This window comes from Pseudomonas saxonica (assembly GCF_007858365.1).
Classification (GTDB): domain Bacteria; phylum Pseudomonadota; class Gammaproteobacteria; order Pseudomonadales; family Pseudomonadaceae; genus Aquipseudomonas; species Aquipseudomonas saxonica.
The window spans coordinates 275636-298585 of the sequence record NZ_VFIO01000001.1; the positions used below are offsets into that span (position 1 = coordinate 275636).

Annotated in this window: 21 protein-coding genes; all 21 read right to left on the reverse strand. The window is 44.9% G+C overall.

The features are described from left to right. Positions 1-20 precede the first annotated feature (20 nt). The 21 genes from FJD38_RS01465 to FJD38_RS01565 all read right to left on the reverse strand — a co-directional run bounded on the left by FJD38_RS01465 (position 21) and on the right by FJD38_RS01565 (position 22933). Complete coding sequence (locus FJD38_RS01465; RefSeq protein ID WP_146384591.1) at positions 21-368, reverse strand: EamA family transporter; 348 nt, start codon at positions 366-368, stop codon at positions 21-23. Next, the gene (locus tag FJD38_RS01470) at positions 368-1357 is read right to left on the reverse strand and encodes a glycosyltransferase family 2 protein (protein ID WP_146383729.1); all 990 of its coding nucleotides are present in this window, start codon (positions 1355-1357) and stop codon (positions 368-370) included. Before FJD38_RS01470 ends, FJD38_RS01465 begins: the two co-directional genes overlap by 1 nt. A gap of 35 nt (positions 1358-1392) precedes the next feature. Further along, the gene (locus FJD38_RS01475; RefSeq protein WP_146383730.1) at positions 1393-3387 is read right to left on the reverse strand and encodes a polysaccharide biosynthesis protein; all 1995 of its coding nucleotides are present in this window, start codon (positions 3385-3387) and stop codon (positions 1393-1395) included. 41 nt (positions 3388-3428) lie between these two features. After that, entirely contained in the window at positions 3429-4454 is a 1026-nt protein-coding gene (locus FJD38_RS01480; RefSeq protein WP_146383731.1) for an MraY family glycosyltransferase, read from the reverse strand. Next, entirely contained in the window at positions 4451-5416 is a 966-nt protein-coding gene (locus FJD38_RS01485; RefSeq protein WP_146383732.1) for an NAD-dependent epimerase/dehydratase family protein, read from the reverse strand. Before FJD38_RS01485 ends, FJD38_RS01480 begins: the two co-directional genes overlap by 4 nt. Continuing rightward, complete coding sequence (locus FJD38_RS01490; protein ID WP_146383733.1) at positions 5417-6328, reverse strand: glycosyltransferase; 912 nt, start codon at positions 6326-6328, stop codon at positions 5417-5419. Between the two features lie 18 nt (positions 6329-6346). Next, positions 6347-7408, reverse strand: a complete 1062-nt coding sequence (locus FJD38_RS01495) for an EpsG family protein (RefSeq protein WP_146383734.1) — start codon at positions 7406-7408, stop codon at positions 6347-6349. Next, the gene (locus tag FJD38_RS01500) at positions 7408-8319 is read right to left on the reverse strand and encodes a glycosyltransferase family 2 protein (protein WP_146383735.1); all 912 of its coding nucleotides are present in this window, start codon (positions 8317-8319) and stop codon (positions 7408-7410) included. Before FJD38_RS01500 ends, FJD38_RS01495 begins: the two co-directional genes overlap by 1 nt. A gap of 35 nt (positions 8320-8354) precedes the next feature. After that, a complete protein-coding gene (locus tag FJD38_RS01505) occupies positions 8355-9416 on the reverse strand; it encodes a glycosyltransferase family 4 protein (RefSeq protein ID WP_146383736.1) in 1062 nt (353 codons plus the stop codon). Then, positions 9413-10699 carry an O-antigen translocase gene (locus FJD38_RS01510; protein WP_146383737.1) on the reverse strand — a complete coding sequence of 429 codons (1287 nt, stop codon included), beginning with the start codon at positions 10697-10699 and terminating at the stop codon, positions 9413-9415. The genes FJD38_RS01505 and FJD38_RS01510 overlap by 4 nt, the downstream gene beginning before the upstream one ends. 1 nt (position 10700) lies before the next feature. Next, positions 10701-11816 (reverse strand): DegT/DnrJ/EryC1/StrS family aminotransferase, encoded by a 1116-nt coding sequence (locus FJD38_RS01515; protein ID WP_146383738.1) that lies wholly within the window; start codon positions 11814-11816, stop codon positions 10701-10703. An 82-nt stretch (positions 11817-11898) separates the two neighbouring features. After that, a complete protein-coding gene (rfbC, locus tag FJD38_RS01520) occupies positions 11899-12444 on the reverse strand; it encodes a dTDP-4-dehydrorhamnose 3,5-epimerase (protein WP_146383739.1) in 546 nt (181 codons plus the stop codon). Between the two features lie 2 nt (positions 12445-12446). After that, a complete protein-coding gene (rfbA, locus tag FJD38_RS01525; RefSeq protein ID WP_146383740.1) occupies positions 12447-13334 on the reverse strand; it encodes a glucose-1-phosphate thymidylyltransferase RfbA in 888 nt (295 codons plus the stop codon). 158 nt (positions 13335-13492) lie between these two features. Next, a complete protein-coding gene (gene rfaH, locus FJD38_RS01530; protein ID WP_146383741.1) occupies positions 13493-14017 on the reverse strand; it encodes a transcription/translation regulatory transformer protein RfaH in 525 nt (174 codons plus the stop codon). Between the two features lie 88 nt (positions 14018-14105). Next, positions 14106-15551 (reverse strand): MBL fold metallo-hydrolase, encoded by a 1446-nt coding sequence (locus FJD38_RS01535; RefSeq protein ID WP_146383742.1) that lies wholly within the window; start codon positions 15549-15551, stop codon positions 14106-14108. Between the two features lie 79 nt (positions 15552-15630). Next, complete coding sequence (locus FJD38_RS01540; protein WP_146383743.1) at positions 15631-17001, reverse strand: Wzz/FepE/Etk N-terminal domain-containing protein; 1371 nt, start codon at positions 16999-17001, stop codon at positions 15631-15633. A gap of 312 nt (positions 17002-17313) precedes the next feature. After that, entirely contained in the window at positions 17314-17562 is a 249-nt protein-coding gene (locus FJD38_RS01545; protein ID WP_146383744.1) for a lipopolysaccharide assembly protein LapA domain-containing protein, read from the reverse strand. Between the two features lie 24 nt (positions 17563-17586). Then, positions 17587-17883, reverse strand: coding sequence for an integration host factor subunit beta (gene ihfB / locus FJD38_RS01550; protein ID WP_122783296.1), 297 nt, complete (start codon positions 17881-17883; stop codon positions 17587-17589). Positions 17884-18221: 338 nt separating this feature from the next. After that, the gene (rpsA, locus tag FJD38_RS01555) at positions 18222-19916 is read right to left on the reverse strand and encodes a 30S ribosomal protein S1 (protein WP_122783295.1); all 1695 of its coding nucleotides are present in this window, start codon (positions 19914-19916) and stop codon (positions 18222-18224) included. A gap of 123 nt (positions 19917-20039) precedes the next feature. Next, positions 20040-20729, reverse strand: coding sequence for a (d)CMP kinase (cmk, locus tag FJD38_RS01560; protein WP_146383745.1), 690 nt, complete (start codon positions 20727-20729; stop codon positions 20040-20042). Then, the gene (locus FJD38_RS01565) at positions 20726-22933 is read right to left on the reverse strand and encodes a bifunctional prephenate dehydrogenase/3-phosphoshikimate 1-carboxyvinyltransferase (RefSeq protein WP_146384593.1); all 2208 of its coding nucleotides are present in this window, start codon (positions 22931-22933) and stop codon (positions 20726-20728) included. Before FJD38_RS01565 ends, cmk begins: the two co-directional genes overlap by 4 nt. Positions 22934-22950: the final 17 nt, after the last annotated feature.

The following is a 22950-nucleotide window of genomic DNA, read 5'->3' on the forward strand; positions in this document are numbered from 1 at the left end:
TAAGAAAAAAGCATTATTAATTATGACTTTACAGCTACCAAAATACCGATGATTATAATCAATACGCCTACAAAATATTGAACTTGAAACCTTTCACCCAAGATAAAGTGGCTACCTAAAGGCACCAGTACAAACGCAAGCGCCATCAACGGATAAGCGCGCCCCAATTCAATTTTCTGCAATACCCAAATCCACGCAATAGTTGTCACTCCATATAAAGCGAGGGCTGAAAACAATAGAATGAAGGTTTTGTAATCAAAGAAACTTCCACTTTTGTGAAATTCATTAGCGGTTAACTTAAATAGAATTTGCCCAGATGCGATACCCACTACACATATAATTGCTATTAGATACGATAATAAACTAATCACTCTGCGCCTCTAACAGTATCGATATTACGTTTAGTATGAATAATACGACTTGGTACTGAAGCAATATCATAGCCCAGGAAAGCCAAAATTAACTGAACTCCCAATATCACAGGCAGTGCCGCTAGCATTACTGTACCCGCAGACGTAGGCACACCTGCTTGGGAGGAAACCCACCAATTCGTTCCGCCAAATACAAATCCACTTATAAGCAACAGAAGCCCTACAGGTAGTTCAAAAGAAGCAAGAGACATGTTACGTAAATAATAATTATAGAATATACGCTTACCAAAGTTTCTTAAATGCTTGACTAAAAACTCACCAACAACTTTTGATATTCTCAGGTTGCTAACTTCATCTCCATATTTTGCATCCATGGGTATATCAACAACTACCGCTCTCAAAGTATTTAATCTGAATAAAATATCTGTTTCGAAGAAATAGCGTGAGCTTATTTTTTTAAAGGGTAAATGCTTTGCCACATCCGTATGAATTGCCGTGTATCCATTAGTCGGATCGAATAAGTCCCAATAGCCAGAAGAAAACTTTGTCATGAAAGAGAGAACAGCGTTGCCAAACAATCTAATCTTCGGCATAGCTGTGATTTCTTCCAGGTCAAAAAATCTGTTTCCTTTAGTGTAATCTGCCTGTCCCAGAATGATGGGTGTAATAAACTTTTTGATTAGCGATGGATCCATTTGTCCGTCGCCATCAATCTTTACTATCACATCCATTTTGTCATCAATGGCTTTTTGATAACCAGCCATAACTGCGCCGCCTACACCGACGTTAGCAGCCAGAAATATGACAGATACCCGTGGGTCTAAGCAATGCTCAACTACATGAGTACCAGAACCTTCAGGGCAACAGTCATCAACAACGTAAATTTTGTCTACTTCAGGCCCGATAGACTCAATAACATCTAGTATATGCTTAATGACCTTATAGCTTGGTATGACTACGCACAAATTGTGTGAATCGATTTTCAAAACATGACTCCTACATTTATAATAAATAAGAACTTTTAAACATCAAAACGTTTTTGTAAATAAATCCAATCGACGATTTCACCTTCAGGAGAGTACCCACTGACAGTGTCGCGTAATAATTGGCGAACCCGAGCATAGTCATCTAACTCGACAGCTTCAAGTAGTTGTAATAAACGTTGCTTGAGAATATCCCATGACAGCATATCTTCATGAGCACTCATAATCATTGGATGAGGTGTGGCTATCACATTGTCACCAATAAGCAATTCTTCATAAAGCTTCTCACCTGGACGGAGTCCTGTGAACTCTATTTCAATATCGCCATGTGGATTTATATCTGACCGGATACTGAGCCCGGATAGATGAATCATCTTTTCTGCTAGCTCGACAATACGAACAGGTTCACCCATATCAAGCACAAAAACATCTCCTCCTTTACCCAACGATCCGGCTTGTAATACGAGTTGAGCAGCCTCAGGTATAGTCATGAAATACCGAGTAATTTTGGGATGAGTAACTGTTATTGGCCCACCGGATTTAATTTGTTTATGGAATAATGGTATAACAGATCCAGAGGAACCAAGAACATTACCAAAACGCACCATAGTGAAGCGGGTTTTATTTACGCAAAAAACATTATTTTTATCTCCCAAAAGTACTGGCGCCATTTCCAGACTCAACGCCTGCAATATCATTTCTGCTAAACGTTTTGTACTGCCCATAACATTAGTAGGTCTAACTGCTTTGTCGGTAGAAATTAATACAAAATTAGAAACACCCGACTGAAGGGCTGCTTGCGCTGTATTAAGCGTGCCAATGACATTGTTACGGACACCTTCAGCGATATTATGTTCCACAATCGGCACATGCTTATAAGCAGCAGCATGATAAACCGTACTTACTTTCCAAGTTCTCATGACATCTAATAGTTTTTTAGAATTACTTACTGAACCTAATATAGGTAAAAGTTTGACGGAAAGAGATTCAATATCAACGCGCTGCTCTAATTCAGACAAAATACTGTAAAGATTAAACTCACTGTGTTCGAACAATATCAGTGTCGTTGGTCGTAACGTCAGAATTTGACGACACAGCTCAGAGCCTATGGAACCCCCAGCACCTGTGACTAAGACGCTGAGGCCTTTAATGCAATGTTCGAGCAATTCACTCTGAGCAGGAACAGCATCACGCCCTAAAAGATCAGCAATGTCCACCTCTTGAATATCATCGACTTTGACGCGTCCGCTAGCGAGATCCATGAAACCTGGCACGCTTCTTACATGAAGCGGAAACCCTTCAAGCAAACTCAAAATTTCTCGACGTCGAGCACGAGAAGATGACGGTATTGCTAATAAAAGCTCTTGCGCACTAGTACGCTCTATCATTTCCTGTATTTGAGTAGAACGAAAAACTTGAAGTCCTGATATCACCCGATCAGCTATAGATTCATCATCATCAATAAATGCCACAGGCCGCATAATCCTGCCCATACGCAATGCTGCTACCAACTGATTACCCGCAGCACCAGCTCCATAAATGGCAACCCTAGGAAGTCCATCATTTCGACTGGTAAATGGGACATGTTGTGCAGCTGTAAACCAATCCCCTAAGAAATACTGACGCATGATCAAACGCAAACCACCGATCATGATTAAACTGAGCCACCAATAATTGAAAATTATTGATCGGGGGACGATATTTTCATGATTGCTATACCAATATACAAGCACAGCTAATATTAACGCTGATAAACTCACTGCTTTTATTATTGCAATCAATGCATCGTTACCAAAGTAACGCATTACAGCCCTATACATTCCGAACCGTATAAACAAAGGTATGGCGACTATCGGCGCAGCAACAAACAACCAGACATGTAATTTAACCGGGTTGCTCATTTCGTCAATACCCAGTCGTACAACAAACGCCAACCACAACGAAGTCCAAACTAAAACTATATCTGTTAGGACTTGCAAAAACCTTTTTTGGCGCCTTGGTAAACCTAATAAACTTGATCGAAATCTATTCACAACCCCTCCTAGTGTTAACAACTGCATGTGCACATGTATAACTAGATTTTGATGTTTTCTTGTTGTCCTGCTCTATATTTCAATGCAAGAGCAATAAGGGGAAAGTAAGCAATTACAACTGCGACAAGCCCATCAAGGCTTAAAAAACAAACGGCCATTGCAATTGGTAACAACCAAAAAATATTGATCGCAGCCACCGCAATTGTTATGTAGGCATGTTTTCCGTATTGTCGGGCTGCAAACTGATAGGCATGACTCCGATGAGCTTCGTAGACCTTATCGCCCCGTATAAGCCTACGCAACAGTGTTACAGTCGCATCAACAATAAAAACACCCATAACTATTAACCATGACCAAAAAAATTCTTGTGCTATCCAAGCAGCTTGAATAGAAAATATACCTAGAAGAATTCCTAAAAAACCACTCCCTGCATCCCCCATAAATATACGGGCTCGGGGGAAATTCCAGCAAAGAAATCCTGCTACAGATATGGATAAGATTAAGGGTGCAAATACCATATCAAAATGACCAGCCAAAAAATAGATAAGTGCGAGTGACATACATGATGTAAGAAGCTCTACACCTGCTAAACCATCGATACCATCCATGAAATTGTATAAATTAAGCATCCAGACTAAATACAAAGTACAAAGAATGTAAGAAAGCCATCCAATATCTATTTTTAGCCAAAGCATCATGAGCGGTGGAAGCCCTTGTAACCAAAAGACAGCCCATAACGAAGCACAAAAGTGGCCTAATAAACGCCATCGAGCAGGAATATGTCCTCGATCATCCATAAATCCAATTACAGCTACAATCAGGCCAGCACCAAAGACAGCGAAAGTAATATGTAATTGTGCGTCGTTGAAGAATAAGTAGAACAATTCAGCTATTAGAAATGTGAACACAAATGAGACCCCACCTCCTCGTGGGGTAGGGATCGTATGTGAACTTCGGCCATTTGGAGTATCTATAATATTCGCTGAAAGCGCATACTGTCTCAATATCCACGTTAAACAGAATGAAGTAACAAATGCTATAATTGAGTAATATAAATAATTTATCATTTGCGTTCACTTAAAAAGTGATCAGCTGTTTTTTGGAAAGCTAAATCGGTGGAAATTATAGGTTTCCAATTTAAAACCGCACAGGTTTTAGCTATATCTACTTGTAAAGAGCCACAAACTCTTTGTGATAATTTTTTTTTGCCTATTAATCCGGCTAATATATTCAAAAACACGCAAGGCACTTTGATCAAGCGCGACTTAACATTCAATGACAAAGCCAGTTTCTTCAGTACCTCTGAAGTAGACATATCCTCGCCGTCGCTTACTAAAAATACCTCTCCATCTGCTGCAGGGTGCTGGATGCATGTAATCATCAGATCTACTAGATTTTCAACTGCAACAAAACTACGCTTATTGTTGATCGCACCGAATGGAAGGGGAATACCTTTAGTCAGCCAGCGCATCATTGTGTCAAAATTTGCTTTTACTCCTGGGCCATATACAAGAACAGGTCTAATAATTACCAGTTCGAGACCGGTTTCAGAAGCTATTTTTTTCAAACCAATTTCAGCTTCGTATTTTGATATTCCGTAAGCATCTATCGGGGCTGGAATACTTTCTGCCGAAAAATATCTGCCAGGCTTAGTCTGTTCACCATTAACTTTCACAGAGCTTATGAAAATGAATCGGCGTACCCCGGCACTCACTGCCATTCGGGCAATATGAAGAGTCATGTCAACATTAACTTTTCTAAACGCCAATAATGGGTCAGACTCAGTTTCAGCCATAACATGAACACGAGAAGCAAGATGAATAACCGTATCGACATCACTTAAACATTCATGAGTATGCTTTAAGGAGCTGTAATCTTTGACAGTAAATTCGCTTACACAGCTAGATATTTGGGTTTTAACAGACCTATTCAGCAGATTAATATTATAGTTTTGATCTTCAATTAGTTTAACTAACAACTGCTTGCCCACAAATCCTGTAGATCCGGTAATCAGTAATTTGTTTGTCATTTACTTATTACCTTTCACAGTAAGCACTAAGCAAATTATTGCAAATACAAATTTGTCACGCCTACGTCTACGGCAATCGTTACCATTGAATGCTAAATTCAGAACTCCCCTACGATCAAGGTCAATCCATGAGTTAACGAATGAATTATTTTGGATACCTATCAGGTTTGCTATACAGGCAGCTTGTCTTAAGTACCAACCATCAAATACAGAGGACAACCGTTTTCTGAATGCTCGCAATCCTGTATTTACGCCTACTTGGTTATTACTATGCTGTCTATAATACATATTAGCCCTTGAGTCGATAATCCATTTGTAGCCATTTGATCGCGTGTAGGCATAAATATACCAATCATGAAGCGAAATACAATCTAGCTGCGTATAAACATCCGTGATATGTTTTTTAAGTAAAGAAAATAAGTAGGGTGTAAAAACGTATGTACAGCCGGGCCCAGCAGCTTCAAATAGATAATCATATTCAACTTGCTTTTGGGATTTCTTGACTAATTTTTTTCTGCCGTCAGGCCAAAATGCTATCACGTCACTTGAGTATGCTTGGGCTTCAAATGAGGTTAACTTTGCGACAGCATCTGTTAATTTTCTTGGAAGCCAAATATCGTCCTGATCAGAAAGGGCGAAGTAATCAAAATCTTCAATGGGTGCATCCTTTATAAGCCTGAAAAAGTTTTTCGCGGCCCCACCGAAGCGTAAATCATGTGGAAGGCAATGAACGCGATCGTCTTGCACACAATATTGATCAACCAGCAGTTCTGTACCATCGACTGACTTATCGACGCTGATTAATACAGTAACATCAACACCCTCTTGAGCCAGAATGCTTGATAGTTGCTCTTCAATCCATTGAGTACCGTTAAAAGCCGCTAGCAAAACTAAACACTTAGGGCGCATCATATAATTTCCAGAAACTGATTAAATCGTTGAAATTGCGTATTCACTAACTAGTTTCAATGAAGAGTAGTAATAGATAAAACTCATTATCATCAGACCGAGGCTATAGATTAGTTTACTTTTACTATCAAAAAATCGGTACATCATGCAAAACATAGCCATATCAAAAAATCCGAATAGTTCGGCGAACCTTAATGAGAAGGCATCGTTCCAAGAAAGCATGATCTGTATGCACAGACCTAATATACTCATTAATGTTACAAACTTTTCTACGGCGCTTAATCTTTCTAAATAAACAGTAATGATCAGTACAATCAGAAAGAAGCGTGACATAAAATAGAATGAAAACAGAGGAGTGGCTGTTGTAGCATAGCCTCCATTCAGATAAGGAGTTACTCTTTCAACGTTAGCGAAAATATTTATTGCATTAGGCAAAACGAAACTAAGCATAAAAGAAGAAATAATTAATGCTGATAAGACTAATCTACTTTTGAGCTGTAGATTTAATATCAGCATAAAGAATACCGGAATGAATATAGAGACAGATAAATGGAACCCCAAACCAATCAGGTAGAGCAATGAACCCAAAAAACGTCGACCTTTGAAAAATAATATTAAACCGCATGATGCCAAGCCTATAGCTAAACCAACACGAACTTGAATGAAATCATGCGGAATATAAAATCTAGACAATATCAAAAATAAAATCATCAGAACATATTTATTATCGAACACAAATTTTGAAAATAAATATTTAAAACCTAACGACAATAAAGCTATCAAGAAGAAAAATGAGGTGTCTGAAAACCCCAGATCATTAATTACTAAATAAGTACCCACAAATAAAGGGTCTTTCATTTCGTCGAAAAACAAATTATTCTCTTGTATGCTCTTTAACCAGCTCACATAGTTAAGGTAATCCGGAGCAATATCTGGAGATCTAAATCCAGCAAATATAGCCAATCCTACAACATATAATAAAGCTACAATTGATACTGATAATCTCTCTGCAGGACTATTTCTAAATAAAGCTGCTCCCAAAAGAAAAATAGAAGCCAAAATGGCTATTGCGTAGTACGCCATCAGAAACGACCTTTATGCATTTTTTTCTGAACTCCATCCTTAATGGCGCCGCACAATAATTTAAAAGAATATATCTTTTTGTCTGAAGTCAGGGTGTAACAAAGTAAATAATATGGGACCTTCCGGAGAAATTGAAATCGAGATTGAATTCTTAGAGAACTCCAGAGAGCCAGATAAATGGCGTTTCTAACTATAAAATAATTTCTAAAATCACTATGAAGTGTTATTTTCCTACCTAATAACCTTACGAACTCATCACCTATACTATGTTTCATACTAACTAACGGAGAAAGATACGAATTATAACCCAACAGAGACGCTCTTTCACCCCACTCAATATCAACCCAGTCTATGAATAGATCTTCTTGCATACCCCCAACCGCATCAATAGTTTCAAGTTGTATCAATGAGCCTGACGATATTATATAGGTTGATTGGACCGGAAACTGAGATTTGAAATCAACTTTCGCTTTTGCAGTGCCTAAAATTGTAGAGATCAAAACAGGTGCGGCATCACCCGTTTTATCATCAATGAATACAGGGCCTATTGCGGCTACTTTTATACCTGTTTCAATCAGTTTTCTTTCTTCAGTGAGCAGCGTTGCTACAGTACCTTCTGACAACTCGCTGTCTTGATCAAGCAATAAAACATGAGTATTACTATTGATTTTTGCTAACTCAAATCCCTTATTGTGTGCAAACGCAATTCCCAAGTTGTCATATAACGGATGGTAGCGTATTTTTGAAGCAGACATAATACTACTATAGTCATCCAAGTCAGCAGAAGGTGTATTATCAATGATATAGATAACTTTGACCTGATCGATCACACTCAGCAATAATCTTTGCAGTACAACTAGATCGGGTTTATATAAAACTACAACTGCAGCTACGGAAACAGAAACGGACATAGGTAATTTACCATTCTAATATGGATAAATTGAATTCACGAATTAGGTTTATTTAAAAAATATTCCATCTTACGTGCAGTATTACTCCAACTAAACTGTGCAGAGACTTCACGACCCAGTTTACGAATTCTTGATATGTCTTCGGCTGTGAAATTTAAGTAGCGTAAAATTTCAGTCTGAATCTTATCTACTGTGGTTAACCTTATGAGAAGAGCATTATTTTCATCTGCAGGCCCATAGTTTGAGATCACTACACAACCACTGGCCATTGACTCGAGGCACGGATAATGAAATGCACCATCCTGAATTAAACCCGTGGCAATGAACAGCTCTACGCTTCTATAAAAAGCACCCAGGTTCTCATCCCCATGAGGCTTGACCAAATGAACAAAGCTATAATCATCTTCTGTAACACCATCCGGAAGCTCGAAGGCAACTGTTAGCGCTAAGTTTATACCTGTCATTTGTCTTACGTTGTTTACGGCTTGGATGATCTCAAGTGTACCCTTCCATTTTAACTTTCTTCCTATGCAACCAATGTTTATCACCCCTTCATTGCGTTCTTTAGGATCATAATGGAAAATATCGAGATCAATACCAGGCTCAACTACATATTCCGCATTCAAGCATTTAAAATTTTTGTAAATAGGGCTATTTACAACTTTCTTGAGTGGCAGCTTATATGATAGCGACGCAAGGGTATAACTAATCAGCCCAATTATAGTTTTCTTATTATAAAATTCCGGCTCATACGCTTGAATATAATAATACCCTTTCCCTGTACCCAATGTAGATAAAAATACAGGAAAAGCTGTTAGGTTGTAGTTTGACAAAACTACATCATAATTGGATTTGTTCACACGCAAATAATTGAACATGCCAAATAGATTAGACAAACCTCTGATAACAGGAATTTTCGTGCATACATTTCTAAATTTTATAATTTTCGCCTTTGTAGGGTAATAAGGCTCATTAATCAAGTGTGAAGCTAAAAATTCCACTTGATGCCCTTGGTCAATCATTGCGTCAGCAAGCTTTGATAAAACTCGCATTCCACCTGCACTGGAAAAAGATAGAATTGGTATCAAGATTTTCATGAGACCTCACTACTTAGTATTTCACCTTTTTTTTTGTTGCTTTTAAATATGTATGCCACACTTACGCCGATCACAATCCAATAGATAAAATAATTAAAGGCGTAAGCTTCGGTAACGCCAACCAAACCATGCTTTTCAGTAAAGTACAAAACTGAAAAATAAAAAGTTGCAGAAAATGCAATTTCTGTAGCAATGTAAAGTTTGACCATAGCCTTCCCTAACATAATAAATGCAAGCAGCCAGCTACCTATCTTCATCACATCACCAATAAGTTGCCACGCAAATAAACTGCGCATTGGTATGAACTCAGGTGTAAACAAAACATTGATTACAACATCCCTTAAAATGAATATTACGGCACAACCTGCGATACATAGTGGCAAAATTATTTTATAGCCAGATATAACCTCTCGAACAATCTCCTTTGCTGTCTGAAGCTCGGAAAGACGTGGCAAATAATAAACACTTAAAGTTGTAGTAGCTAACATCAAATAAGCACTACTCAAACGCCACATTGCTTCCCAGTAGCCAGCAGATTCAGGTCCGAATACTTCGATCAAATGCCTTCTAATTAATATTTGAGCGACCGGTATACACGCGGCCGAGGTAATAGCCATCGCCGCAAATTTTGAAAGATTGATAGCCGATCGTCTATCAAATCTCCCTACAAAATTTTCAACCTTAAACCATTGAGCATCTTTACAAAAATAGAATGTCGCAAAGAAAGCTAGGCCCTGGTAGATGCCAAGCGCAACTAAAGCTCCATATAAGCCCATTTTCCAAGCGAGTAGTGACGTTACTACCAGAGAAAGGATACTTCCTGATATGTTTGCCTTAATATACTGTTCTATGCATTTCTTACCATTTATAACAGCAAGCAAAAGCGCATTAAATGTAAAGAAAACAAGGGATAAAGCAACCCATATAAAGACGCTGCTGTAGTCTGTACGGTTAAAAAAATATACTGCCATTTCCTCGCTATATATCGCTACAAAGATTCCAGAAAGAATGGACCCAATGGCAGCTAACAAACTTGCAGTTCGCCATACCTCAAATTGACGCTTTTCGTCTGCATGATATTCTGCAGTATACTTTGTAACACCTGTATTAACAGCTCCACTCGAAAGAGTCGTTATCATGGTAATTGCATTTTGCAATTGCCCCAACGCTGCATATCCTGCCGGACCTACATAGATAGCTAGAACTTTATTGATGCCCAACATTGTGCACATTTTAACTATTACAGCAATTGCATTCAGAGCACTTGTTTTGAGCATTGACATATTACTGAATCTCTTTGGCCTTGAAAGAGTTACAGGCGGCTATTATTGCGCTGACGTCCTCATCATTAAGTGTCCAATCTAACGGTATGCTGAGAACCTCATCATGCAGTTTTTCCGCGATAGGTAGAGATAAATGGTTTAATTCAGCATAAGCATGTTGTTTATGAGGTGGAACTGGATAATGGATAAGTGTTTCGATGCCTAGGTTCTTTAGGTGCGCAATTAATTCTGAGCGATAAACACAGCGGATGACAAATAGATGCCACACATGCTGCCCCTCTTCACCAGATTCCGGCAAACATAATAATTCATTTTTTATTCCAGCTAAGTAAGCTGATGCAATACGATTTCTAGTTTGATTCGTTAAATCCAGCGTCTTTAATTTCACACTAAGAACGGCAGCTTGCAATTCATCTAAGCGACTGTTGACGCCTTGATAGATATTTTCATACTTTACGTGTGAACCGTAATTACGCAAAGCTTTTAGTGTTTGTGCCAAAATGGCATCATTGGTAGTTATTGCACCACCATCCCCCAATGCTCCTAAATTTTTTCCGGGGTAAAAGCTGAATCCAGAGGCATCTCCCCAATTACCAGCTCTCTTACCATCAATGTGTGCCCCATGTGATTGAGCGGAGTCCTCGAGCACTTTCAAACTATAGCGCTTGGCAACCTCCATAATAGAACTCATTTGCGCAATACGACCGTACAGGTGAACTACTAATATTGCTTTGGTTTTTGCTGTTATCGCCAGTTCAATCTGATCTGCTTCTATATTGAATGTTGATACATTTGGCTCTACTAAAACTGGAACTAAACCAGTTTGAGAGATCGCCAATATACTCGCAATATACGTATTAGATGGAACGATTACCTCGTCGCCGCTTTTAAGGTAGCCTAATTCTTTCCAGGCCCTTAAGGTCAATGTTAAAGCATCTAGACCGTTCGCGACTCCAATACAATATTTAGCGCCACAATAAGATGCGAACTCATCTTCGAATTTAACAAGCTCTTTTCCACAGATATACCAACCTGAATCAATGACTCGCAAGCAAGCTGCCTTCAACTCATCGCCGAAGGAGTCATTAATTTTTTTCAAATTCAAAAAACTTATCATGAAAAGGCGTTATCCTTTACTCTTTAACTTAAGCAATCCTGTTGGGCAACACAGTTTCATTTGTGTTGCCCAATCGTTCATATCATGTTAACCGGGGAGCTTCACGATCTTTTTGACTTATTATATAACTATCCAGCTGCGGCCATTGAATATCCAGCTTTGAATCATTCCACAAGATTGAGCGCTCTGACTCTTTATGGTAGTAGCCAGTAGTTTTATATAAGAAATGAGTATCATCTTCTAGCGCTAAAAATCCGTGTGCGAAGCCCTCAGGAATCCACAGCATTTTTTTATTAGAGTCATTCAATTCCAACCCGACACATTTTAAGTAAGTTGGCGAGTTTTCGCGAATATCAACTGCCACATCAAAAGCTGAACCTTTGACAACTCGGACCAATTTACCTTGAGCATGTGGTGCTAGTTGATAATGCAAACCCCGAAGGACTGAGCGCTTTGAGCTAGAATGATTATCCTGCACAAATGTATTGGGCACTGGCAAGCCTAATGCTGAAAGTCTAGAATTGAAATGTTCTTCATTGAAGCTCTCCATAAACCAGCCGCGATCGTCACTAAATACAGTCGGTTCGATAATCAGAACATCTGCAATTGAAGTTCGTGTTATTTTCATAATCAAATAGTATCCTTCAAGAGTTTTTGAAGGTATTGTCCGTAACCCGTTTTCTTCAACTTCTCAGCTTGCTCACCCAATTTTTCAGGTGTAATCCAGCGACTATTAAAAGCAATTTCTTCCAAACATGCCACCTTCAAACCCTGCCGATGTTCGATGGTATGCACGAAGTGACTGGCTTCAAGCAGAGACTCGTGAGTGCCGGTATCTAACCATGCAAAACCACGACCTAACATTTCCACTGTCAGGTTCTTTTGCTCGAGGTATACGCGGTTCACATCAGTGATTTCGAGTTCACCCCGTGCAGAGGGTTTGATATTTTTAGCAATTTCGACAACTTGATTATCGTAGAAATACAAACCAGTCACGGCATAGTTTGATTTCGGCGCAGACGGTTTCTCTTCGATGCTTAGCGCGCGACCTGTGCTATCAAATTCAACCACACCAAAACGTTCCGGATCGGATACGTGGTAACCGAATACGGTTGCCCCACTCTCTTGCGACATGGCAGAGCGCAAATTATCAGAGAAGTGTTGACCGTAAAAAATGTTATCCCCAAGAATGAGGCATACAGGATCTTGACCAATAAACTCTTCGCCAATGATAAAAGCTTGCGCCAAACCATCAGGGCTAGGCTGTTCGGCGTAGCTGAGTTCGATCCCGTATTGGCTACCATCGCCCAGCAATTTTTTAAAGCACGGTAAATCTTCAGGCGTCGAGATGATCAGGATTTCTTGCATTCCCGCTAGCATCAGCACAGACAGCGGGTAGAAAATCATGGGCTTGTCATAGATCGGCAGCATTTGTTTCGACACGCCCAGTGTGAGCGGGTGCAGGCGCGTACCTGAACCGCCGGCGAGAATAATACCTTTACGTTTTATGGTGCTCATCTAACTAGCTCTTCCTTAACTAATATGCGGTTGTCGCCTGACATGCCTTCAAGCGACAGAATTCAATTCTTTAGACACGCTACCGCCCCAGGATTGATCGTCAATTTCCTGAGGACTGGGAGTTTCATCATTGCCCGGGCTCGATACCCGAGTACTGCTTAGCTATTGGTGATAGAAGCCAAAGGCATACTGATCTGTTGCTGCCGGTTCATCAGATTGATAAGGAGGATGACGCGCTCCTCACCGTCCATGGACATGAAAATCGACTCTATGCCTGCATACCCTTCATCGTTCAATGTCACTGTTTCGCCGGGTTTGAATGCGCACAGCACGCTGGATTGCGCGCGGGCTTGCAATTGCTCTACCAGTTGCTGGCTGACGGGTAAGGGCTGACCGCCAAAGGCAACCACTCGGGCAACGCCGCGACTAGAGCGTAAGGGCGCCCAGTTTGCGCCAAGAGGCATATGAATGAATAGATAACCCGGAAATAAGGATTCTTGAACAAGCTGACGCTTACCCCGCAGCAGTCTTTCACGACTGCATACGGGGCGAGAGCATTCGTAGCCTTGACGCATAAGGTTTTCTTCTGCGCGCTCATCCTGCTTTGGCTTGCACTGCACCAGGTACCAATCCCCAAGCTTTGAGGCGACCGAGGTGTGAGGTGCGACGGTAGTTATGTCCATTGACCGTTCATTCTGCGTCTTCCTTGGTTTGCTATTGCGCTTGTCATTGCCTATAGCAAGCCGCTAAGTTCTTATAATGTTCGCGAGGTCAGCTCGCAGGTATCAATACATCGACCGGCAGATTTCGAGTGCCGTAAAGAACTTGCAGTTCCGCTGCCAATGCTTGCTTTGCTGATATTTCACCGTGCACCAATCTTATCTGCTCTGGCCAGTGGTCCATGCCGGACACGAAGTTGAGCAAGTCTAATTGGTCAGCATGCGCAGAGTAACCACCAAGGGTCGTAATGTCTGCCGAAATCCGATGGCGCTCACCTTCCAGGTCTACATATCCACCCTTTGGGCCATGCTTTTGTATAGCGGCCCCTGGGGTGCCCTGAGCTTGATACCCCATAAACAGTACATTATGCCTCTCATCACCCAACATGGCTTTGAGGTAATTAACAATTCGGCCGTTCGAACACATACCATTTGCAGCAATCACGATCGCCGGACGGCCTGTACTGCTTAGGTAATTGACCACTTGCAAATGCTTGGCGTGGCTGTCAACCGTGATGAGCTGCTGGAAATTCAGAGGGCTTCTCCCCGCTTTAAGCCGCTGTTGAGCGTGAGCATTCCAATATATATCCAGCCCTCTGTATGCAGCCGTCAGTCGACTGGCCAATGGAGAATCGATTATGACAGGCAGCTGCGGCCAGTTGATCGGTAGAGATTGATCCTCATCCAGGCTCACGGCCGCAGGTGTCAACAGTGATTTACGATGAAGGATGTCTTCGATCTCGTAGAGCAACTCTTGGGTGCGACCCAAACTGAAGGCCGGAATTAAAAGTGTGCCTTGATCGGCTAAAGCTTTATCGATCACTCGCTCCAACCGGTCTTGTCGCTTTACTCGATCTTCGTGCAGTCGATCACCGTAGGTGCTTTCCAAGATCAGAATATCGGCACGCTCAGGCGATTGTGGCCCAAGTAATAAGGGCGTATTGGGCGCACCCAAGTCTCCAGAGAAGACGATGCGCTGGCTCATGCATGTTTGCGGGTAAGTCAGATCGCATTCCACATAGGCTGAACCCAGTATGTGCCCTGCTCTTTGCAAACGAATTCGCGCCTGCAAAGTGTCGGACTGCGAAATGCGGAACCACTGTCCAAATGGAACCGCTACTGTTTGCTTCCGTACACGCTGCAAATAGCGATCCAGGTTGCGAGTGTCTCGACTGAATTCAAGCTTGAATGCATCTTCCAGCACCAAGGGCAGCAGCTTTGCCGATGGCTCGCTGCAAATAATCGGCCCCTCGAAACCCGCAGCCAGCAAATACGGAATTCGACCAATATGATCTGCATGAACGTGAGTCACGATCAGCGCATCGATCCCTTGGACGGAGAACTCTATATTGCGCACCCGTTCTTCAGCCGCAGGCTCATTTCCTTGAAATATTCCACAGTCAATTAACACACTGCTTTGCGCGTCCATGTGCAATTGATGGCATGACCCGGTGACGCCATTGATGGCGCCATGGTGAATGATGTGCGGATAGTGCATAAGCTTGCTCTCGATACAGCTCCATGAAGAGGCAATTAGTCCACAACTAAGGCCGTTAATCACCCGACCTTAATGCTTTTCAGGAGCGATCTTTTTGCAAGGTTTTTCCGCTAAGGCCCGCCTCGTTCGAACGAATGAGTGTTGCTGACAATGCTGGCGCCATCGTTGAATGAGCCCCCGCTACACGCGCGTGCAGTAAGTGACGCACGAACGCTATAAGCACACCCAGCATTCCACCCAATACCAAGCCAAGGAGCAATATGAGGGCCTTTTTCGGTTTGAAAGGTGCGGTGGGAGCCAAAGCTTTACGATCAATGGACACCAACTTCAAATTGGTGAAGTCCAGATTGCTCAAATTGCTCAGCCTGACGACTTCAGCACGTAACGGCTCAACACCTTGCAAAAATACATCTTCGTTTTGACGTTGCTTGAGCACTTCAACTTCGCGATTACTTTGGAGTAATTGCAATTCTCTAGCGATTTGAGCAATTCGCCCTTCAGTGAAGTCATCAGTTTTACGCTGCTGCAAAGCCAACCGCTCTGCTTCAAGGGCCTCGACACCCATGAAGTACAAAGGGATTTGTTGATTTGTGATTTCGGTGCGCATAATACTGGAGTCGCCGCTACGTGCAGAATCTCCTAAAGCAGAGGGTGTTGTCGGCTTTTGAATACCCAGAGATCTGGCGATGCCGATGGCTTCGCTCAATTGCGCCATTCTGTCTGTGCGTTGAACTTTGAGCTGATTACGTAGCGCTTTCAACTCGTCTTGCAATTGCGCGCGCTTCAGAGCATCGGCTTCTTCGAGAGAGGCAATGCGTGCTTCCTTGTCGTTTTCGTAGCTGGAGCGCGCGGCATTTATCTTGCCTTTAAGCTCAGTGAGCCGGTTATTCACAATGACTTTGAGGTCAGCTGCGATCTGATCACGCTCAGCATTGATAGCATAGTCTACAAAACCGTTAAGAATCTGAACGCCATCAACGCCTTGAGGATAGCTCAATTCCAGGCCGATGAATGAACTCAGAGAATCGGCTTTTTTAGGATCTGGTAGATTCAGCTTCAAAGAGTCCCGGTTGAACTCCTCAAAGCTTTGCTCAAGGGAACGCCCAGGTTTTTTAAATTTTTCGAATAATTCCTGATTATCCCGAAAAAAGCTCAAGCGCGAATCATAAGACTCAAGGCTGGCGCCGACTTTAAGCAAGGCTTCGCTGGGCGGGAGCGTATACACGCCCGAGCGGTTCAAGGCGTCCAGCTCATTGATCGCTGCTGGGCGCAGAACGCTTGTGACTTTGTATTCTGGGGTCACCGCATAGGCATAAATCAATGCAAGAAGCCCACACACTGCCGTGGTTGCGATGATGATGAGCTTTTGTTTCCAGATCGCTTGGAACAACGCAATCAGATCGACTTCATCAGATGAAGAATTTCGGGGAAGATTAGAAATACTTGTCACAACAAAGGCCTGCCTTCAAAAGAAACTGCGGGCTCGTTATGCAGAAATTTTCTTACGTGCGTTTTTTTATATTTTTTTCTGCAGGCAATGCGTCACTGCGCACCTGAAGAAGCACAAAAATAGCTGGCAATCGAGAACAGACCGGATTTTGCCAGTTTTACAAAACAATACAAGACTTGACTGGAAACTCACGCACCCGTAAGACCCTTCCTACAGAAGGCTGGCGCCCTGCCCATAGAGACGTTCGTATAAGTCACCTCCAGTTTTCGCACCTCGCTCAAGCCAGTTGAATCTACACCCTGCCAGAAAGCATTAGCTAGAGCGCAGCTCACGCTTCAATGCGGTTCGCTTGCGCCAGTAAACCAACATGCCAAGAAGAGGACCTATCGCCAGACCGACGAGCAACGCACCGACAAAAAAGAGCGCAGTCGATAGCGGCGGAGAGTGCCAGCCAAGGAATGTCAAAGACGTGGTTTGTTGATTTTCAAGAATAAAAATCACCACGCCAAAAAAAATCAGCAGAGCGACAACGCTCAACACAGCTTTTTTAAAAATATGCATGGGCGCCTCCTTTTCCCACAAGGATCAATTGTCGTCTTCCTCGTCTTCGTTCACGCGGTCGCGTAACTCTTTGCCAGGCTTGAAATGCGGGACGAATTTACCGTCGAGCCGCACAGACTGACCGGTCTTGGGGTTTCGGCCCACGCGGGGGGCTCTGTAGTGTAGCGAGAAGCTGCCGAAACCACGGATCTCGATGCGATCTCCAGTAGCCAGGCATTGTGACATTTGCTCAAGCATGGTCTTGATAGCCAGCTCAACATCTTTGGATGAGAGCAGCCCTTGATGGGTGACAATTCGTTCGATCAACTCCGACTTCGTCATATTTTTCCCTTCTTTTTCAAGCAGCTAGATCAGCGCTTCAAAGGTTTTAGCACGATCACAACAATTTGAACAGCCCAGGACTTGACTATCTTTGCGAGAACAGATGCAACATGTGAGCAGCTCTTTATCGCACACCGACAGACCTACATAGCGTAGCCGAGCAGTTCTCGAACTCTCCCAGACACGCTATATGCGGCCTAACGCAAAGCTCACAAGGTTACCCCTGCAATTGCGCAGCACCGTACACGCTCGCTCACAGCCGCCACACCGGCGCATCTCAAATTTCAGACACAAAAAAGGGCGACCGAAGTCGCCCTTTTTCTATGGTCAATCAGAACTTAGTTCTGTTTTTCCATTTGTGCACGCAGCAGGTCGCCCAGAGTGGTCGGACCAGCAGCAATGTCAGAGGTAGCTGGCTTGTCGCGCAGGCTCTGGATTGCTTCTTTCTCTTCAGCATCATCTTTCGACTTAATGGAGAGTTGGATTACGCGGCTTTTGCGGTCAACGCTGATGATCTTGGCTTCTACTTCTTCGCCTTCTTTCAGAACGTTGCGCGCGTCTTCAACGCGGTCACGGCTGATTTCGGAGGCTTTCAGAGTCGCTTCGATATCCGGAGCCAAAGTGATGATGGCGCCTTTAGCGTCAACTTCTTTCACGATGCCCTTAACGATTGCGCCTTTGTCGTTCTCTTGAACGAACTCGGAGAACGGATCGCTTTCCAGCTGCTTGATACCCAGGGAGATGCGCTCACGCTCTGGATCAACAGACAGGATAACGGTGTCCAGCTCGTCGCCCTTCTTGAAACGACGTACGGCTTCTTCGCCCACTTCGTTCCAGGAGATGTCGGACAGGTGAACCAGGCCGTCGATGCCGCCGTCCAGACCAATGAAGATACCGAAATCGGTGATCGACTTGATGGTGCCGGAGATTTTATCGCCCTTGTTGAACTGGCCAGAGAAATCTTCCCACGGGTTAGATTTGCACTGCTTGATGCCCAGGGAGATACGACGACGCTCTTCGTCGATGTCCAGAACCATAACTTCCACTTCGTCGCCGACTTGTACGACTTTCGAAGGGTGGATGTTTTTGTTGGTCCAGTCCATTTCGGAAACGTGTACCAAACCTTCAACGCCTTCTTCCAGCTCAGCGAAGCAGCCGTAGTCGGTCAGGTTGGTTACACGAGCGGTAACACGAGTACCTTCTGGGTAACGAGCTTTGATAGCAACCCATGGATCTTCACCCAGTTGCTTCAGGCCCAGGGAAACACGATTGCGCTCGCGATCGTACTTCAGAACCTTGACATCGATCTCGTCGCCAACGTTGACGATTTCGGAAGGATGCTTGATACGCTTCCAAGCCATGTCGGTAATGTGCAGCAGGCCATCGACGCCACCCAGATCGACGAATGCGCCGTAATCCGTGAGGTTTTTAACGATACCTTTAACTTGCTGACCTTCTTGCAGGGATTCCAGCAGAGCTTCACGCTCAGCCGAGTTCTCTGCTTCAAGAACGCTGCGACGCGAAACAACAACGTTGTTGCGCTTCTGGTCAAGCTTGATGACCTTGAATTCCAGCTCTTTGCCTTCCAGGTGCGTGGTGTCGCGCACTGGACGAACGTCAACCAGAGAACCTGGCAGGAACGCACGGATGCCGTTAACGTCGACAGTGAAGCCGCCTTTAACCTTACCGTTGATAACGCCCTTAACCACTTCTTCTGCTGCGAAGGCTGCTTCCAGAACGATCCAGCATTCAGCGCGCTTGGCTTTTTCACGGGACAGTTTGGTTTCGCCAAAGCCGTCTTCGACCGCGTCCAGCGCAACGTGAACTTCATCACCGATGTTGATGTTCAGTTCGCCAGCGTCGTTGTGGAACTGTTCCAGCGGGATGAGGCCTTCAGACTTCAAACCAGCGTGAACGGTTACCCAACCAGCTTGGTAATCGATATCAACGATGATAGCGGTGATGATAGAGCCTGCCTGAAGATTCAGGGTTTTTAGGCTTTCTTCAAAGAGTTCTGCAAAGCTTTCGCTCATTTTAATTCCTGTTGAATAAGGGCGAAGGAATACGCCCATCAGCCACACTCCAGACAATGTGGGTTACGTTCATATAAAAGAAGGCAAACAGGACTATTTCTGGTCTCCTGCCTGCTTTCTTGGTCATCCGGCAATATCGCGAAGTGCGATTTCACTCATGATGCGTTCAAGCACCTGCTCGATTGACAACTCCGTAGAGTCCAGCTGTATGGCATCAGCCGCCGGCTTGAGCGGGGCTATTGCACGCTGCGTGTCACGCTCATCACGGGCACGAATCTCTTTCAGCAGACGCGGGAGACTAACATCATCGCCCTTGGCCTTCAACTGCAAGTAACGGCGGCGCGCTCGTTCCTCGGCGCTAGCCGTCAGAAAAATCTTCAGCGGAGCGTCGGGAAAAACCACTGTACCCATGTCCCGACCATCGGCCACGAGCCCCGGCAACTCACGAAATGCACGCTGACGCTCGAGCAAAGCCGCGCGCACAGCGGGTAGCGCCGCCACCTTTGAAGCTCCGGCCGCCACTTGCTCACTGCGGATGGAATGAGTTACATCATCGCCTTCCAGGATAATGCTCGCCGCCTTGCCATTCGTCGCCCCGACGAATTGCACATCAAGATGCGCTGCCAATTTGCTCAGCAAAGGCTCGTTTTCCAGCGCAACGCCGTGATTGGCCGCAGCGAAAGCAAGCAAACGGTACAAGGCGCCCGAATCCAGCAACCGCCACTTCAAATCGTTGGCCAGACGCCCCGCTACCGTCCCCTTGCCTGAGCCGCTCGGCCCATCAATGGTAATGACCGGTGCCGGGCTGTTCACGACTGCGCCTCTTGAGCGACCCGCATGCCAACTTGCTTGCACAGTGCCAGGAAGTTAGGGAAGGAAGTCGCCACATTGGCGCAATCATGGATACGTATCGGTGCCGTGGCACGCAGGGACGCCACACTGAAGGCCATCGCAATGCGATGATCACCATGCCCGTGCACCTCACCACCACCGATGGTGCCGCCATCAATAATGATGCCATCCGGCGTCGGCTCACACTTGACACCCAGAGCCAGCAAACCGTCCGCCATGACCTGAATACGATCAGACTCCTTGACTCGCAGCTCTTCTGCGCCGCGCAGAATCGTTCTGCCTTCAGCCACGGCAGCGGCCACGAACAATACCGGGAACTCATCAATGGCCAACGGCACAAGCGCTTCAGGAATTTCGATCCCTTTTAGCTTGGCCGCCCGCACTCGCAGATCAGCAACGGGCTCACCGCCCACCTCACGCTGATTCTCAAGGGTGATATCAGCCCCCATCAAACGCAGAATGTCGATAACACCTGTGCGGGTCGGGTTTATGCCGACATGCTCCAGCAACAGGTCAGAGCCTTGCGCAATCGATGCAGCCACTAAAAAGAAAGCCGAAGACGAGATATCACCCGGCACTTCAATATGAGTCGCCGTCAGCTTATGGCCAGACTCAACCGAAGCTGTAGGGCCATTCACCGTAACCGGGTAGCCGAAGCCTTGCAGCATACGTTCGGTATGGTCGCGAGTAGGCGCCGGCTCAGTGACCGATGTTTTGCCTTCGGCATAGAGACCCGCCAGCAGCAAGCAGGACTTAACCTGCGCACTGGCCATCGGCAAGGTGTAATCCATCCCTTTAAGGGTATGACCACCACGGATGGTCATTGGCGGACGACCTTCAGCCGCGGTTTCAATGACAGCGCCCATTTCGCGCAATGGATTGGCGACGCGATTCATCGGACGCTTGGTCAGAGAAGCATCGCCCGTCAGGGTGGTATCGAAGTTTTGCGCGGCCAACAAGCCGGACAACAAACGCATCGAGGTACCCGAGTTACCCAGGTAGATAGGCCCTGGCGGCGCTTTCAAGCCGTGTAGCCCAACGCCATGAATGGTAACGCGACCTTCATTTGGCCCTTCAATCACCACACCCATGTCGCGGAACGCTTGCAGCGTTGCCAGTGCGTCTTCGCCCTCCAGAAAACCCTCAACCTCGGTCGTGCCTTCAGCCAACGAGCCGAGCATGATCGAACGATGAGAGATGGATTTGTCACCTGGTACACGAATACGGCCAGAAACTTGGCCACCAGGATTTGCCAGGAAAATCAGATCATTTGAATTCATAGGGTCCACATATGCCCGGCGGGCCAGGATTTTACTGAAATGCTCGCGAGCAACACGTGCGCGTGTAAAAACGCCCAGCAATTGATGCCCATCCCCTGCATCGACCGCGTCGCGCAAGGCGTCGAGATCAGTGCGAAATGTATCTAATGTGCGCAGCACCGCTTCGCGATTTGCGAGAAAGATGTCATGCCACATTACCGGGTCGCTTCCGGCGATTCTTGTGAAATCCCGAAAACCTCCCGCTGCATAGCGAAAGATATCCAGATTCTCATTGCGCTTGGCAAGAGAGTCCACCAAGCCAAATGCCAGCAAATGCGGCAAATGGCTGGTTGCTGCCAAAACTTCGTCGTGGCGCTCAACCTGCATATGCTCAACATCAGCCCCAAGGGCACGCCACAGCGTATCAATCAGGGCCAATGCTGCAGGATCGGTCTGGGCTACAGGCGTCAAAATAACTTTATGGCGCTCAAACAAACTGGCATTCGATGCCTCAACCCCGCTTTGCTCAGAACCGGCAATGGGATGACCCGGCACAAATCGCGCCGGCATACCACCAAAGGCTTGAGTCGCAGCGCGCACTACATTGCCTTTGGCGCTGCCCACATCGGTCAGTACAGCATCACCGAGATCCATGCCGGCCAGCAGACCGAGCATTTTCTCCATGGCCAGAATCGGGACCGCCAACTGAATGACATCGGCCCCGACACACGCAGCAGCCAAGTCAGACTCACAACGATCGACCACGCCCAGCTCTACCGCCCTAGCGCGCGAAACTGCATTCAGATCGACACCCACGACCTCACGGCATAATCCGCTTTCGCGCATGCCCTTGGCAAAGGAGCCACCGATCAGGCCCAGACCCACAACCACCAGGCGCCCCACAATAGGTGTAACAGGTTGCA